General features: G+C 71.7%; 12 protein-coding genes. 9 read left to right on the top strand and 3 right to left on the bottom strand.

All coding sequences use genetic code 11. The features are described 5' to 3' along the window. Positions 1–66: 66 nt before the first annotated feature. Genes AC5RV6_RS05065 through AC5RV6_RS05055 form a run of 3 tightly spaced genes read right to left on the bottom strand, consistent with a single transcriptional unit; the run spans position 67 to position 4,915 of the window. Positions 67–2,835, bottom strand: a complete 2,769-nt coding sequence (locus AC5RV6_RS05065; RefSeq protein WP_494006187.1) for a molybdopterin-dependent oxidoreductase — start codon at positions 2,833–2,835, stop codon at positions 67–69. Continuing rightward, positions 2,832–3,671 (bottom strand): FAD binding domain-containing protein, encoded by an 840-nt coding sequence (locus tag AC5RV6_RS05060; RefSeq protein ID WP_494006186.1) that lies wholly within the window; start codon positions 3,669–3,671, stop codon positions 2,832–2,834. The genes AC5RV6_RS05065 and AC5RV6_RS05060 overlap by 4 nt, the downstream gene beginning before the upstream one ends. Then, the gene (locus AC5RV6_RS05055) at positions 3,662–4,915 is read right to left on the bottom strand and encodes an XdhC family protein (protein ID WP_494006185.1); all 1,254 of its coding nucleotides are present in this window, start codon (positions 4,913–4,915) and stop codon (positions 3,662–3,664) included. The genes AC5RV6_RS05060 and AC5RV6_RS05055 overlap by 10 nt, the downstream gene beginning before the upstream one ends. A 489-nt stretch (positions 4,916–5,404) precedes the next feature. On the opposite strand from AC5RV6_RS05055, the gene AC5RV6_RS05050 reads away from it, so the two are divergent. The 9 genes from AC5RV6_RS05050 to AC5RV6_RS05010 all read left to right on the top strand — a co-directional run bounded on the left by AC5RV6_RS05050 (position 5,405) and on the right by AC5RV6_RS05010 (position 15,026). Continuing rightward, a complete protein-coding gene (locus AC5RV6_RS05050; RefSeq protein ID WP_494006184.1) occupies positions 5,405–6,754 on the top strand; it encodes an 8-oxoguanine deaminase in 1,350 nt (449 codons plus the stop codon). 289 nt (positions 6,755–7,043) lie between these two features. Further along, positions 7,044–7,565, top strand: a complete 522-nt coding sequence (uraD, locus tag AC5RV6_RS05045; protein WP_494006183.1) for a 2-oxo-4-hydroxy-4-carboxy-5-ureidoimidazoline decarboxylase — start codon at positions 7,044–7,046, stop codon at positions 7,563–7,565. Then, positions 7,562–7,903 carry a hydroxyisourate hydrolase gene (uraH, locus tag AC5RV6_RS05040; RefSeq protein WP_494006182.1) on the top strand — a complete coding sequence of 114 codons (342 nt, stop codon included), beginning with the start codon at positions 7,562–7,564 and terminating at the stop codon, positions 7,901–7,903. The genes uraD and uraH overlap by 4 nt, the downstream gene beginning before the upstream one ends. 4 nt (positions 7,904–7,907) lie before the next feature. Continuing rightward, positions 7,908–8,813 carry a factor-independent urate hydroxylase gene (gene pucL / locus AC5RV6_RS05035; protein WP_494006181.1) on the top strand — a complete coding sequence of 302 codons (906 nt, stop codon included), beginning with the start codon at positions 7,908–7,910 and terminating at the stop codon, positions 8,811–8,813. Further along, the gene (locus tag AC5RV6_RS05030; RefSeq protein WP_494006180.1) at positions 8,813–10,381 is read left to right on the top strand and encodes a nucleobase:cation symporter-2 family protein; all 1,569 of its coding nucleotides are present in this window, start codon (positions 8,813–8,815) and stop codon (positions 10,379–10,381) included. The genes pucL and AC5RV6_RS05030 overlap by 1 nt, the downstream gene beginning before the upstream one ends. Next, positions 10,378–11,766 carry a DUF6986 family protein gene (locus AC5RV6_RS05025; RefSeq protein ID WP_494006179.1) on the top strand — a complete coding sequence of 463 codons (1,389 nt, stop codon included), beginning with the start codon at positions 10,378–10,380 and terminating at the stop codon, positions 11,764–11,766. Before AC5RV6_RS05030 ends, AC5RV6_RS05025 begins: the two co-directional genes overlap by 4 nt. A gap of 81 nt (positions 11,767–11,847) precedes the next feature. Next, on the top strand, positions 11,848–12,672 hold the full coding sequence (locus AC5RV6_RS05020; RefSeq protein WP_494006178.1) for a bifunctional allantoicase/(S)-ureidoglycine aminohydrolase: 825 nt from the start codon (positions 11,848–11,850) through the stop codon (positions 12,670–12,672). A gap of 8 nt (positions 12,673–12,680) precedes the next feature. Then, positions 12,681–14,048 carry an allantoinase AllB gene (gene allB, locus AC5RV6_RS05015; RefSeq protein WP_494006177.1) on the top strand — a complete coding sequence of 456 codons (1,368 nt, stop codon included), beginning with the start codon at positions 12,681–12,683 and terminating at the stop codon, positions 14,046–14,048. A gap of 132 nt (positions 14,049–14,180) precedes the next feature. Next, positions 14,181–15,026 (top strand): HpcH/HpaI aldolase/citrate lyase family protein, encoded by an 846-nt coding sequence (locus AC5RV6_RS05010; RefSeq protein WP_494006176.1) that lies wholly within the window; start codon positions 14,181–14,183, stop codon positions 15,024–15,026. Positions 15,027–15,569 lie beyond the last annotated feature (543 nt).

The following is a 15,569-nucleotide window of genomic DNA, read 5'->3' as shown; positions in this document are numbered from 1 at the left end:
CCACTGTAACGGCAGTGAAAGTTGTCCGCAAATTCCGCAGGTTTCCCGCCCCGCGCAGCCCGGGCGCTAGGCGGGAACGTCGGCCTCGGCGTGCAGCCCGGAGCGGTCCGGCTGCACGCCGTCGCGCAGGCCCAGATACAGCACGTCCCGGGCCAGCGGCAGCCGGGCAAAACGCACCCCGGTGGCGCTGCGCACCGCGTTCGCCAACGCCGGGGCCACCGGGTTGAACGGGCTCTCGCTCATCGATTTGGCGCCCATCGGGCCCAGCTCGTCGCTGGTTTCGGCGAAGAACACCTCGGTCCGGGGCACATCCGCGAAGGTCGGCACGTGGTACTGGCGCAGGATCCGGGTCTCGACGTCGCCGTCGGCGCCCACCCGCACCTCCTCGAACAGCGCCGCACCCAGGGCCTGGGCCACCCCGCCCTCCACCTGGCCCCGGCACTGCAGCGGGTTCATCACCACGCCGGCGTCGGCGGCCTGCACGCTCTGCAGGATCCGCAGCTCCCCGGTGCCCGGATGCACCGCCACCCGGAAGCCCTGCACGTTGAACGCGACCGAGCGCGGCGTGCCGCCCCAGCGGCCTTCGGCGGACAGATCGACGCCGGCCTCCCGGGCCCGGCGGGCCACCTCGGCCAGCGGAATCCGCTCGTTCCCGCTCTCGACGGCGTCGGCGGCCAGGCGCACCTGCGCCGAGGTGCCCGCGAACAGGGAGGCGGCGAAGCCCTTGAGCAGCACCGCCAGCTCCGCGGCGGCGGCCAGCGAGGCCTTGCCGGCCACCACGGTGCCGGTGGAGCCGTACGCGCCGGTGTCATGGTCCACCAGGTCGGTGTCCGACTGCCGGATCACCACCCGGCCCGGCTCGGTGTGCAGGGCCGAGGCGGCCAGCTGGGCATGGACGGTGGTGGTGCCGTTGCCGAATTCGGCGGTGCCGACGTCGAGCCCGTACCGGCCGTCCGGCAGCAGCACGGCGCGGGCGTGCGAGACGTGGCCGCGCGGCGGCACGGTGTCGATCATGGACAGCGCGGTGCCCTCACCGATCAGCCAGTCCGGCTCCAGCCCGGCGCCGGACCGCACCGGATCCTCCCGGCCGGCGGCCAGGGCCCCGCGCACCAGCGAGATGCACTGGTCCAGCCCGTAGCTGCCGTAGTGGACATCCTCCGCCGGATCCGCGGAGGTGGACACCATCGGATCGCCCTCGGCCACCACGTTCCGGGCCCGGAACTCCAGCGGATCCATGCCCAGCCCGCGCGCCAGCTCGTCCATCGCCGACTCCACGGCGAAGACCATCTGGCTCAGCCCGTAGCCGCGGAACGCGCCGGCCGGCACCGTGTTCGTGTACACGCTGCGGGCATCCACCCGCTTGTTCGCGCAGCGGTAGACGGCGATCGACTCGCCGCAGCCGTGGAACATCACCCCTGGGCCGTGGTTGCCGTAGGCGCCGGTGTTGGCGGTCGCGTCCACCTGCAGGGCGGTCAGCGTGCCGTCGGCGGAGGCCCCGGCCTTCACCCGGACCCGGAAGGGATGCCGGGTGGTGGCGGCGGCGAACTGCTCCTCACGGGTGAACTCCAGCTGCACCGGCCGGCGCAGGCGCAGCGCTGCCAGGGTCACCAGGTCCTCGACCAGCACCTCCTGCTTACCGCCGAACCCGCCGCCCACCCGCCCCGCCAACACCCGCACCTGGCCGAGCTCAAGGTCGAACAGCCGGCACAGGGTCCGCCGGACCAGGAACGGAACCTGGGAGGAGGTGCGGACCGTGAGCCGCCCGGCGTCGTCGAACCAGGCGCGCGCCGCGTGCGTCTCCAGCGCCACATGCGCCAGCCGCTGGCTCTCGTAGGTGCCTTCATGCACGACGTCGGCCGCCGCCAGCGCCGCCGCCGGGTCGCCGATCACCGAGTGGACTTCGGCCACGGTGTTGCCGACGGCGCCCGGGGCGTCCGGGTGCAGCAGCACCGCGCCGGGGGCGAGGGCGGCGTCGACGTCGTGCACCGCCGGCAGCGGCTCGTACTCGACGCGCAGCCGGCGCGCACCCTCCTCGGCGGCGGCGACGGTGGCGGCGGCCACCACCGCCACCCGCTGGCCCTTGAACCGGACGACGTCGTCCAGCACCCGGGTGTCCTCGGGGTCGTCGGTGTGCAGCTCGTGCTGGGCGGTGGAGAACCGGCGCTCCGGCGCGTCTTCGTGGGTGAACACCGCTTCGACGCCGGGAACGGCCAGCGCGGCGGACGTGTCGATCGAAAGGATCCGGGCGTGGGCGTGCGGGGAGCGCAGCAGCTTGAGGTGCAGCATCCCGGGCGGGGCAGGCTGGTCCAGGGTGTAGGCGGCCCGGCCGGTGACGATGTCCGGCCCGGCCGGCGCGGGGGCGCACCGGCCTACGGGAGAGTCCCCGGACCCGGCGTCGTCCACGTTCTTCCGCCCGAGGACCGCGTCCTCGATGGCCCGGTAGCCGGTGCAGCGGCAGAGGTTGCCTTTGAGGTTGCGCGGCAGGTCCTGCCGCTGGTCCTCGGTGAAGGTGGCGGCGGTCATGACCATCCCGGCGGTGCAGAACCCGCACTGGAAGCCCTGGGCGTCCAGGAACTGCTGCTGCATCGGATGCAGCTGCTCGTCCGGGCCGGCCAGGCCTTCGATGGTGGTGACCTCCCGGCCCTGGGCACGGACCGCGGGGAACAGGCAGGAATGCACCGGAGCGCCGTCCACGTGCACGGTGCATGCGCCGCAGTCGCCGGCGTCGCATCCCTTCTTCACACCGAAGCTGCGCTGTTCGCGCAGGAAGGTGCGCAGGCACTGGCCGGGGGTGGGGATGGCATCGGTGTCCCGGCCGTTGAGGGTGAACTTCATGCCCGGGCTCCTTCCGCCGCCGCGGCGGCCAGTTCGATGCGGATCTCTTCGGCCAGCCGGCCCGTCATGTCCCGCCGCCAGTCCGGATGTCCGTGCACGTCGTCGTGCCACAGATCCGGGGAGATGGCGTCCGCGAGGGCACCGGCCAGCTCCGCGGCCCCGGGGACCGCGGGCATCCGCAGCTGCACGGGACGTTTGACGGCGGCGGTGACGGTCAGGACAAACCCGCCGTCGGCGTCGAGCCGGCCGATCAGCAGCACGCCGGAGCGCCCCAGGGTGGTCAGCGACAGCCGCCGGAACGCGGTGTGGGCGCCCAGCGCGGCGGCCGGAAGAGTGATGCTGCGCAGCAGCTCGCCGGGCTGCAGGGCCGTCGTCCCATCGCCGGTGACCAGTTCGGCGACCGGGAGCCGGCGGGTGCCGCCGTCGGGTGACAGGAGAAGCGCGACGCCGTCCAGGGCCGCGGTGAGCGAGGTCATCGGCCCGGCGGGCAGGGCGGTGCAGATGTTTCCGCCGACTGTGGACACGTTCCAGATCTTGAAGGACGCGACGAAGGACTCGCAGCACCGGCGGACCAGGTCCAGGGCCGGCCACTGTCCGGCGTGCTCGGAGCGGTTCGGGAAGGTGAACAGCTCGGCGATGGTGCAGGTGGCTGCGATGTCCAGGCCTTCGGGGCTCTCGGTGAGCGGCTGCCATCCGGCGCCGGTCAGGTCGAGCAGCCGCCGTGCCGAGGTGCCGTAGGAGAACAGCACCGTGCCGCCGGCGAGCCAGGCGTCGCCGGGCTGCCATTGTGCCGGGTCGGCGGCGGGCAGGTGGGCGGTGACGGTGTTCAGGTCCACGGACCAACCTCCGGAATCGTGGCGGCGGTGCCGCCGTGGGGCGCGGGGACGGGTCCCGAGGCGGCGGTTTGTCCGGTTGGGGCGGCTGGCGCGGTCCCGTGCACGGCGCCGGAGCCGAGCGAGAGCGGCAGCCCGGTGCGGCCGGTGCGTTTGGCCAGGACTTCGGCGAAGACCGCAACGGCGATTTCCTGCGGTGTGGCGGCGCCGATGTCCAGGCCGATCGGGGCATGCAGCCGCGCCAGGCGGTCCGCCGGGACGCCGCGGGCCTGCAGCTCCGCGGCGCGCTGCGTACAGGTCCGGCGGGAGCCCATGGCGCCCACATAGGCCCAGTCCTGCCGGAGTGCGGTGTCCAGCACCCCGGCATCGAACCGGGCGTCGTGGCTGAACAGGCAGAAGACGGTGCGCGGATCGCGTGCCCCGGCGTCGACCAGCTCCGCGAGCCAGGTCTCGGGCCACTGCACGGTCACCGCCGCATGCGGAAACCGCTCCGGGCGGGTAAAGACGGGCCGCGGATCGCACAGCGAGACGTGGTAGCCCAGGCTGCGGCCCAGCGCGGCGACGGCGGCCGAGTGGTCGTTCGCCCCGACCAGGAGCAGACGGGGGGCGGGCAGCCGCGATTCGATGAAGAGTTCAGCGGCGGGACAGTCGTCTCCGCCGGGCAAGGAGATGAGCCCGGTGTGCCCCTGCTGCACCGCGGCGTGGACTGCGGAGGCGATGCGGTTCACGGCGTTGTCGGGAAGGTTGAGGCGGCGGACGACGCCGGCCAGTGCCTGCGGGACGGCCGCGGCGAGGCGACCGGTGTCGGGCAGCAGGAGCGGAGCAGCGGCCGGGCCGTCGACCCGCCACAGCAGGGCGACGGCGGCTGAGGAGGCGCTGCTGTCGGTGACGTCGCCTGCGGCGTCGCTGTCCGGCGTCGTCACCGGCTCGCTGCCGGCGCGGAAGGGCTGGATGTGGACGTGGAGGGTTCCGCCGCAGCTGAGGCCGGGCTCGAACGCGTCCTGGGGGCTGTAGCCGAAGCTCATCCGGCGGGGCTGCCCCGTGGCCAGGGCCTCGAGGGCGGCGTCGAACACGGCCGCTTCCACGCAGCCGCCGCTCAGCGTGCCCGCGACCTCGCCCGCGGCGCTGATCAGCATGGTGGTGCCCACGGGCCGCGGCACGGATCCTTCAACGGCCACGATGGTGGCGGCGGCGCAGTCCTGCCCGTCCGCCAGCCACTGCCGCAGTGCTGAGAGCTGGTCCAGCATGAGCGCCTCCAGGACCTGCCGACGGCACACACCACCGGCCAGGCCAGTAACCCAAGCGGTGAGTTCCCCGCAGCCGCCCTCAGGGGCTGCGGGCCTTAAATCCGCGGAACGATTTGGAAATCAACCACTTTCGGAATTCATTTCCGAATTATCGGCACAGCGAAAGCGCGGCGCCGATAAATACGGTGCCGAACAAATGCGGGGCGAACAAGTGCAGTGTTGAACAAGTGCAGTCCAGCAACGGCTCCGAAAGTAATTGGCAGGAAGCGTACCACGCCGATCAATCATGCGATACGGGTTTGACCGAATACGTCCGGGGCAATTGACGTGCCGCCGGGCCGGGCTTAATCTGGCGCCGGACCGGGAAGCCGGTGCCCCCTGGATCGGGCGGACCTTGGATCAGCAGCCAAGTGCACTGAGCTGGCTGACGCAGGATCCCTGCGGCCGCCGGCCGTGGTTCCTGCCCGGCACCGAGGTCAGGAGGCAGGCATGGGCCGGCTCTGGATACGCACACCCCTTGCGGTGTTCACCGCGAACGACCTGGACGCCGCCGGCGGCGTCGTGGTGGAGGACGGCCGCATCGCCGAGCTGGTTCCGGCCGGCGGGGCGCCCTCGGCACCCTGCACGGAGGTGTTTGACGCCTCGGAGCACGTCCTGCTGCCGGGGCTGATCAACACGCATCACCACTTCTACCAGACCCTCACCCGCGCCTGGGGGCCGGTGGCCAGCGCCGAACTGTTCCCCTGGCTGAAGAACCTCTATCCGGTCTGGGCCCGGCTGACGCCGGAGGCGCTGCGCCTGGCCAGCACCGCCGCGCTCGCCGAGCTGCTGCTCTCCGGCTGCACCACCGCGGCCGACCACCATTACCTGTTCCCGGGCGGGCTCCAGGACGCCGTCGACATCCAGGTGGAGGCCGTCCGCTCACTCGGCATGCGCGCCATGCTCACCCGCGGCTCCATGACCTTGGGGGAGGACGACGGCGGCCTGCCGCCGCGGCAGGTGGTGCAGGAGGCGGAGACGATCCTGGCCGACAGCGACAGGCTGATCCGCACCTATCACGAGCGCGGCGACGGAGCCGTCGTGCAGATCGCGCTGGCGCCCTGCTCGCCGTTCTCGGTGACCACGGACATCATGAAGGCGTCGGCCGCGCTGGCCGAGGAACACGACGTGCGGCTGCACACCCACCTGGCGGAAACCCTGGACGAGGAGGAGTTCTGCCGGGAGATGTTCGGGCTGCGCACGGTGGACTACCTGGAGAGCGTCGGCTGGCTCGGCCCGCGCACCTGGCTGGCGCACGGCGTGCATTTCGACGACGACGAGGTGGCCCGGCTGGGTGCTGCCGGCACCGCCGTCGCGCACTGCCCCACCTCCAACATGCGCCTGGCCTCCGGGATCGGCCGGATGCTGGAACTGGAGGACGCCGGCGCGCCCGTGGGCCTGGGCGTGGACGGCTCGGCCTCCAACGACGCCTCCAACCTCATCCAGGAGGTGCGGCAGGGACTGTACCTGCAGCGGCTGCGCTACGGCGCCGCTGCCGTCACCCCCGAGCGGGCCCTGGGCTGGGCCACCCGCGGTTCCGCCCGGGCGCTGGGACGCTCCGACATCGGCGAGCTCGCTCCCGGCCGGCAGGCGGACCTCGCCCTGTTCCGGCTGGACGGCCTGCGCTTTTCCGGCTCCCACGACCCGCTGGCGGCGCTCGTGCTGTGCGGAGCGGACCGCGCGGACCGGGTGATGGTCGGCGGGCAATGGCGGGTGCTGGACGGGCAGATCCCCGGCCTGGACCTGGCCGAGCTGACCGCCCGGCACTCGGCGGCGGCCGCCCGGCTGATCTCCGGCTGACCGCCCGTTCCGGGGCGGTTCCCGAGGCCCCTGCCATGCCGGAACCGTCCCGGGAGGGGGCATAGCACGGCGCCGCGGCGGCCCTTTTAACCCGGAATTTACGCGGCGGAAACAATATGTCGAAACGTGCGGCGGGATTCGGATTTTCCCTTGACATTTCCGTATTCGGCTTGCTTAGACTGGGCACCAATAATTTCCGGTTTGGAAACATCGAATCAAGTCGGCTTTGCCGATGGTCAAGGGTGTTCAGCGCCGAGCCGGAATCATGCGCCAACGAAAGCTGACACCCGTGCCCTCCACGCCCTCCACCGCCGTCGACGGCCTTTCCGTCTTCAACGCGGCACCGCTGCCCGCCGCCCGGGACTTCCTGCGCCCCTGCGTGGACATTCCCCGCTGGATCGAGGAGGTTGCCGCCGGGCGCCCCTACGCCGACGTCGCCGCCGTCCTCGCGGCGGCCCGCACCGCGGCACCGGACTGGACCGAGGCGGAGCTCGACGCCGCCCTGGCCCGGCATCCGCGGATCGGCGAGCGGGCAGCCGGCGCGGACACGGAGGCGGCCCTGTCCCGCCGCGAGCAGTCCGGCGTCGGGCACGATCCCGACGTCCAGGAGCGCCTGCGCGAAGGCAACCGGGCCTACGAGGACAAATTCGGGCGGGTCTTCCTGATCCGCGCCGCCGGGCGCAGCGCGGAGGAGATCCTGTCCGCGCTCCAGGCCCGGCTCCGCCACACTCCCGAGGAGGAACTGCCGGTGATCGCCGGGCAGCTGAGGGAGATCGCCATCCTGCGACTCGAAGGACTGCTCACCGCATGAAACGCAGCCACGTCACCACCCACGTCCTCGACGCCGCCGCCGGCCGTCCCGCAGCCGGCGTCACCGCCCGGCTCGACGCGCTCCGCGGCGGCACCTGGGAGGAAATCGCCCAGGCCGTCACCGACGACGACGGCCGGATCAGCGCGTTCGGCCCCGAACAGCTCGAGGCCGGCACGTACCGGATCGAGTTCGCCGTCGGGGAGTACTTCGCCCGCACCGGCACCGAGACCTTCTATCCGAGCGTCACGCTCACCTTTGCCCTGGCCGACCCCGCGCAGCACTACCACGTTCCGCTGCTGCTGAGCCCTTTCGCCTACTCCACCTACCGAGGAAGCTGACACCATGACCGCAACAGAACAGGCGCCCACCGCGCGTATCGTGCTCGGCGCCAACCAGTACGGCAAGGCCGAAGTCCGGCTGGTCAAGGTCACCCGGGATACGGCCCGGCACACCATTGAGGACCTCAGCGTCACCTCCCAGCTGCACGGGGACTTCACCGCCGCGCACACCGAGGGCGACAACGCCCACGTGGTGGCCACGGACACGCAGAAGAACACCATTTACGCCTTCGCCCGCGACGGCGTGGGCTCGCCGGAGCAGTTCCTGCTGCGCCTGGCGGACCACTTCACCGGCGGTTTCGACTGGGTCACCGGCGGGCGCTGGGCCGCCGAGCAGTACGCCTGGACCCGCATTGACGACCACGACCACGCGTTCGCCAAGGACAAGTCCGAGGTCCGCACCGCGGTGCTGCTGGCCGACGGCGCCGGGCTGAGCCTGGTCGCCGGTCTGCAGGGCCTGACCGTGCTGAAGTCCACCGGCTCCGAATTCCACGGCTTCCCGCGGGACCGGTACACCACCCTGGCCGAGACCACCGACCGGATCCTCGCCACCGACGTCACCGCCCGCTGGCGGTACAACCGCACCGACCTGGACTTCAACGCCCTGTACGCCTCGGTGCGGGCCCTGCTGCTGGCCGGGTTCGCGGAAACCCACTCGCTGGCCCTGCAGCAGACCATGTTCGAGATGGGCCGCCGGGTCCTCGAGGCGCATCCGGAGATCGACGAGGTCCGGCTCTCGCTGCCGAACAAGCACCACTTCCTGGTGGACCTGGCGCCGTTCGGCCTGGAGAACCCCAACGAGGTGTTCTTTGCCGCGGACCGGCCTTACGGCCTGATCGAGGCGGCCGTGCAGCGCGACGGCGACGCCGCCCCGGCGCCGGTGTGGAACACCATTGCGGGGTTCTGCTGATGCCGCGCCGGTCCGATGGCGATGCCCAGGCGGGCGCGGAGGCCCGCCTGGGCAGCCGCCGCTCAGGACGGGGCCGCGCCTCCGGCGCCGGGTCGACGGCGCCGGAGGATGAGCGCCTGCCGTTGGGCAGCACCTTCGCCTACGGCCTGCAGCATGTGCTGACCATGTACGGCGGGATCATTGCCCCGCCGCTGATCATCGGCACCGCCGCCGGCATGTCCAGCGCCGAGATCGGCATGCTGGTGGCCGCGTGCCTGTTTGTCGGCGGTGCCGCGACCCTGCTGCAGACCCTCGGCATTCCGTTCTTCGGGTCGAAGCTGCCGCTGGTGCAGGGCGTCTCCTTCGCCGGCGTCGCGACCATGACCGCCATCCTGGACGGCGACGGCGGCATCCAGTCCGTGTTCGGCGCCGTCATGGCCGCCTCCGTGGTCGGCCTGCTGATCACCCCCATCTTCGCCAAGGTGATCCGCTTCTTCCCGCCGGTGGTCAACGGCGTCGTGATCACCGTCATCGGCCTGTCACTGATGCCCGTCGCCGCGAACTGGGCAATGGGCGGGGACGCCGCCGCCGAGGACCACGGGTCAATGGGCAACATCGGGCTGGCCGCGCTGACCCTGCTGGTGGTGCTGCTGCTCAGCAAGGTCGGCAGCGGCACCATCTCCCGGCTGTCCATCCTGCTCGCGATCGTCGTCGGGACCGTCTTCGCCGTCGTCATCGGCAAGGCCGACTTCTCCGGGGTAGGGGAGGGCGACATCTTCGCACTGCCCACGCCGTTCGCGTTCGGGCCGCCGACCTTCGAGATCGCGGCGATCATCTCCATGCTCATCGTCATCCTGGTGACGCTGACCGAAACCACCGCCGACATCCTCGCCGTGGGCGAGATCGTCGGCAGCAAGGTCACCTCCAAGCGCATCGCCAACGGCCTGCGGGCGGACATGCTCTCCAGCGCCCTGTCTCCGGTGTTCAACTCCTTCACCCAGAGCGCGTTTGCGCAGAACGTGGGCCTGGTGGCCATCACCGGCGTGAAGAGCCGGTTCGTGGTCAGTGCCGGCGGCGCGATCCTGGTGGTCCTGGGCCTGCTGCCCGTGCTGGGCCGGATCATGGCGGCGGTGCCCACCCCGGTGCTCGGCGGCGCCGGCATCGTGCTGTTCGGCACGGTCGCGGCCAGCGGCATCCGCACCCTGGCCAAGGTGGACTACCGGAACAACATGAACCTGATCATCGTGGCCGTCTCGCTGGGCGTGGGCATGGTGCCGATCGCCGCGCCGACGTTCTACGAGCACTTCCCGAGCTGGTTCGGCACCATCTTCGACTCCAGCATCAGCTCCGCCGCCGTGGTGGCCATCCTGATGAACATCCTGTTCAACCACGTGAAGGCGGGCAACCCCGAGAACCCCTCGGTCTTCGCCGTCACCGACCGGGCCATCGACCCCGCGCGGATCGCCTGCCTGCAGGAAGGCGACCATGTCGAGGACGGGCGCCTGCTCGACGCCGACGGGCACGAACTCGCCGTGGTTCCCGAGGAGCCGGAAACCGAATCCACCGAGGCAGGAAGGCGGCAGCCATGACCGTGTTCACCGACGCGGACCGGGCCGAGCTGGAGGCCATGCTCGCCGACACCGACCGGCTGCTGGCCACGGCCTACCCGGGAGATCCGGGCACCCGGCAGCCGGTCCACACCGTGTATGTTCCGGCCGATCGTTTCACCCCAGACCTTCCGGCCGAGTGGGGCACTGCGGCGCTCGACGCCGCTGACCGGCAGGGCGGGCTGGCTCGGCTGGCCGGGCGCATCGGGTTGGACGCCGACGAGGCCCAGGCCGTCGCCGCCCTGGTGCAGGCCAAGCTGGAGTCCGAACCCATCGAGGACCTGCGCCTGGACTTTGAGGACGGCTACGGCACCCCGGACGACGCCACGGAGGACGCCGACGCGCGGGCCGCAGCGGCCGCCGTCGTCCGCGCCCGGGAGGCGGGCACCGCCCCACCGTTCATCGGCCTCCGGTTCAAGAGCTTCGAAGCGGCCACCCGTGCCCGCGGCCTGCGGACCCTGGACCTGTTCCTGGCCGGGCTGCTCGAGGGCGGGGACCTGCCGGACGGTCTGGTGCTGACCCTGCCCAAGGTGTCCACGGCGGCGCAGGCGACGGCGATGGCCTGGGCCTGTGCGCGGCTGGAGGAACGCCACGGGCTGCCCGCCGGCAGGCTGCGGTTCGAGGTACAGGTGGAGACCCCGCAGCTGATCCTGGGCCCGGACGGCACGGCGCCGGTCGCGGCGCTGCTGCACGCCGCAGACGGGCGGATCTCCGGGCTGCACTACGGCACCTACGACTACAGCGACGCGCTGCAGATCGCGCCCGCGTGGCAGGCCATGGACCATCCCGGCGCGGACTACGCCAAGGCCGTGATGCAGGTGGCCGCAGCCGGGACCGGGGTCCGGCTCTCCGACGGGTCCACCAACATCCTGCCGCTCGGCACGGACGAGGAGGTGCTCGCCGCCTGGCGGCTGCACGCCCGGCTGGTCCGCCGATCCCTGGAGCGCGGCTACTACCAGGGCTGGGACCTGCATCCTGCGCAGCTGCCCACCCGCTACCTGGCCACCTACGCGTTCTACCGGGACGGCGTCCCCGCCGCCGTCCGCCGGCTGGGGAACTACCTGTCCCAGACCGGCAGCGGCGTCCTGGACGAACCGGCCACCGCCCGGGCGCTGGCCCGGTTCGTGGACCGGGCGCTTGCCTGCGGCGCGGTCACCGAAGCCGAGGCCCTGGCACCGGCCGGGCTGGACCGGGCGCAGCTGTCAGCGCTTGCCCGCGCCCGGGCTGCGGGCGCCTCGGGATCCGCCGACGACGGCTCCGCCGACGACGGTGGTGCCGGCCCGGCCGCGTCGGAGTGGTCCGGAGGCGGGAGCGGCAGGCCCGCCGCCGACGTCGCGGACCCTGCCGTGCAGCAACCGTCGCCCTGAGCGCCTGAACCGCGGCTTGCCCGACTTCCTGACTCCGCATCCTTCCCCTGAGAAATGCCCTTCGATCCAAGAGGTACTGCAGTGAACACTCCCTTCTATTACGACCCGACCGCCGGCCATCCGCCGCAGACCGAGCTGCTCACCGGCCGCGCCGTCGTCACCGAGGCGTACACGGTGATTCCGCGCGGGGTGCTGCGCGACATCGTGGTCAGCGAGCTGCCGGGCTGGACCGATACCCGCACCTGGATCCTGAACCGGCCGGTGTCCGGGGGCGCGACGACGTTCGCCCAGTACCTGCTGGAGGTCAGCCAGGGCGGCGGATCGAAGACGCCGGAGCCGCAGCCCGGCGTCGAGGGCTTCCTGTTCGTGCTGTCCGGCGGGCTGGAGCTGAGCATTGACGGCGAGGAGCATGTGCTCGGTCCCGGCGGCTTCGCGTACGTGCCGCCGGGCGCGGTGTGGCAGGTGGTGAACCGGCTGCCCGCGCCGGCCAAGTTCCAGTGGATCCGCAAGGCCTGGGAACCGCTGGAGGGGTACACGCCGCGCGCCGTCGTCGGCAATGAACGGGACATTGCGCCCAATCCGATGCCGGGCACCGACAACAAGTGGCGCACCACCCGGATGATTCCGGTGGATGACCTGGCGTACGACATGCACGTCAACATCGTCACGTTCGAGCCGGGCGCGGTGATTCCGTTCGCGGAGACGCACGTGATGGAGCACGGGCTGTATGTGCTGGAGGGCAAGGCCGTGTACCGGCTGAATCAGGACTGGGTGGAGGTGGAGGCGGGGGACTACCTGTCGCTGCGCGCGTTCTGCCCGCAGGCCTGTTATGCCGGCGGGCCGGGGAACTTCCGCTACCTGCTGTACAAGGACGTCAACCGGCAGATCATGCTGGGGACGCCGTGAAGGGCGGCATGAGCTTCGACCTGGTGATCCGCGGCCGGGCCGTGCTGCCCGGCACCGGAACCGTGCCGGCCGAGGTGGGTGTGTCCGGCGGGGTGATTGCCGCCGTCGAGCCGCTGGGCGCCGGGCTCGACGGCGCCCGGGTGCTGGAGCTGGCCGGAGACGAGACGCTGCTGCCCGGCCTGGTGGACACGCACGTGCACGTCAACGAGCCCGGCCGCACCGAGTGGGAGGGGTTCGCGTCCGCCACCCGGGCGGCCGCGGCCGGCGGGGTGACCACCCTGATCGACATGCCGCTGAACAGCATTCCGCCCACGGTGTCGGTGCCGGCGCTGCGGGTTAAGCAGGAGGTGGCCGCGCCGCAGGCCTTCGTGGATGTGGGGTTCTGGGGCGGGGCGGTGCCCGGCAACACCGCCGAGCTGGCGCCGCTGCACGAGGCCGGTGTGTTCGGGTTCAAGTGCTTCCTCGTGCATTCGGGCGTGGACGAGTTTCCGCACCTGGAGGCGGAGGAGCTGGAACGGGACCTGGCCGAGCTGGCGCGGCTGGGGGCCCTGATGATCGTCCATGCGGAGGATCCGGCCGTGCTCGACGCCGCGCCCGCCGCGGCGGGCAGCCGTTACGCCGGGTTCCTGGCGTCCCGGCCGCCGGAGGCGGAGGAACGGGCGATCGCACTGGTGCTCGACGCCGCGCGGCGCACCGGCGCCCGGGTGCACATCCTGCACCTGTCCGACGCGGGGGCGCTGCCGATGATCGCTGCGGCCCGGGCCGACGGGGTGGCGGTGACCGTGGAGACCTGCCCGCACTACCTCACGCTGGCCGCCGAGCAGATTCCGGACGGGGCCACAGCGTTCAAGTGCTGCCCGCCGATACGCGGGGAGGGCAACCGGGAGCGGCTCTGGCAGGGCCTGCTGGACGGGATCATTGACTGCATTGTGTCCGACCATTCGCCCAGCACGGCGGACCTGAAGGACCTGGAGAACGGGGACTTCGGGGTGGCGTGGGGCGGAGTGGCCTCGCTGCAGCTGGGCCTGCCGCTGATCTGGTCCGAAGCGCGGGAACGCGGAATCGGGCTGGAGCAGGTGGTGGAGTGGATGTCGGCGCGGCCGGCGGCGCTCGCCGGTCTGGCGTCGAAGGGCGGCATCGTGCCGGGCCGGGACGCGGACTTCGCGGTGTTCGCGCCGGAGGAGACATTCGTCGTCGACCCGTTGCTGCTGCACCACCGCAATCCGGTCACTCCCTACGCGGGTGCGAAGCTGCACGGAAGGGTGCGGCGGACGGTGCTGCGCGGCGTCGAGCTGGCCGGGATCGGCGTTGGTGGTTCCGGCGTCGACCCCGGCGCCGCGCCGCGGGGACGGCTGCTGAGACGGGGCGAGGCGTGAGGGGGTGTGGAGCGGCGGCGGGCCGCCGGGAGCGTGCCGCCGGCCGCCGTCGTGATCGATGCATTGTAATGCTCGCCACTGTCGCTGCTCCCCATTGGAATACCCCCGACGCAGGAAAGTAAGGTCGTACCTATGGCCCCATTCCGAAACACTCGTGCCGCCGCGTTGCCCGCCAAGCTCTCCCGTTCCTGGCTGCTTGCCTCGGCTGCCGATGAAGCCAACTTCGGGCCGGCGCTGGCCTCCGAAGCGGACTCGGTGGTCTTTGACATGGAGGATGCGGTTCCTGCGGACGGCAAGGCCGAAGCGCGGGAACGCGTGGTGGAGGCGCTGTCCACCGGCATGACCGCGTGGGTGCGGGTCAACGGCATTGAGACCGATTACTGGGCTGACGACCTGGCCGCGCTGTCGAAGGCGCCCGGGCTGCGCGGCGTCATGCTGGCCATGACCGAGAAGCCGGAGCAGGTCACCCACACCGCCATGCGGCTGCAGGCCGGCACTCCGGTGCTGGCGCTGGTCGAGTCGGCGCTGGGCATCGAAAACGCCACGGCGATTGCGTCCGCTCCGGGCACCTTCCGGCTCGCGTTCGGCGTCGGCGACTTCCGCCGCGACACCGGCGCCTCCGACGATCCGATGGCGCTGGCATACGCCCGCTCCAAGCTGGTGGTCGCCTCCCGCGTGGGCCAGCTGCCGGGGCCGATTGACGGCCCGACGCCGGGCGCGCTGGGCGAGCCGCTGCTGGAGGCCTGCAAGGTCACCCAGTCGATGGGCATGACCGGCAAGCTGTGCCTGATGCCCGAGGCTGCGGACACCATCAACGTCGGGCTGTCGCCGAGCGCATCGGAGATCGCGTGGGCTCACGAGCTGCTGGAAGCGCACGCTGCCGGGGCCGTCGTCGGCGACGGGTCCTACCTGCCGCGCCTGGCGCGCGCGCAGAAGATCTCCTCGCTGGCCGACTCGTACGGTCTCTGGAACGCGTAGGGGTTTCGGGTTCGCTGGGGTCTCCTGCTGAGCTTTAGCTGGGCTTTTTGAGCGCTCTCGGGTGTTCCCGCAGAGTTTCCTGCAGAGTTTCCTGCTGAGCCGCAGTGCCGCCCTTGGGCGGGCTGCGGCTCTGCTGTTTTCGGGGGGAGTGGACGGCGCTCCGGAGATGAGCGGAGCCGTGGGGGCTGGCTGCAGCAGCCTCGCCTGGCCTCTGTGGCGCGAATTTGGCCGTCTTCTGTTGGGGTGGCGGCCCTGCAGCTGCAGCGCCGGCCAGTAGAGCCGCGGGCGGCGAGGCGTATCGCTCCTGGCTGGTCTGGTCTGGTCTGGGCTGGGCTGGGCTGGGCTGGGCTGGGCCCTCCTGCGCTGGCCTCAGTGCCACGTGTTTCTCTGCCGGGAGTCGAGCCGTCGTGCCTTGAAGTGTTGCGGCCGCGTCCGATCCAGGCAACTGGCAGATGGCAGGAACACAAGTAAACGGCGCGAAAAGTCCCGTAATTGCGCTGATCCCCAGGCCCCTTTCTCGGCCCAAAAGTGTCAGAGGCCACT

Source organism: Arthrobacter saudimassiliensis (assembly GCF_059090665.1).
This window is presented reverse-complemented; position numbering and strand designations above follow the sequence as displayed.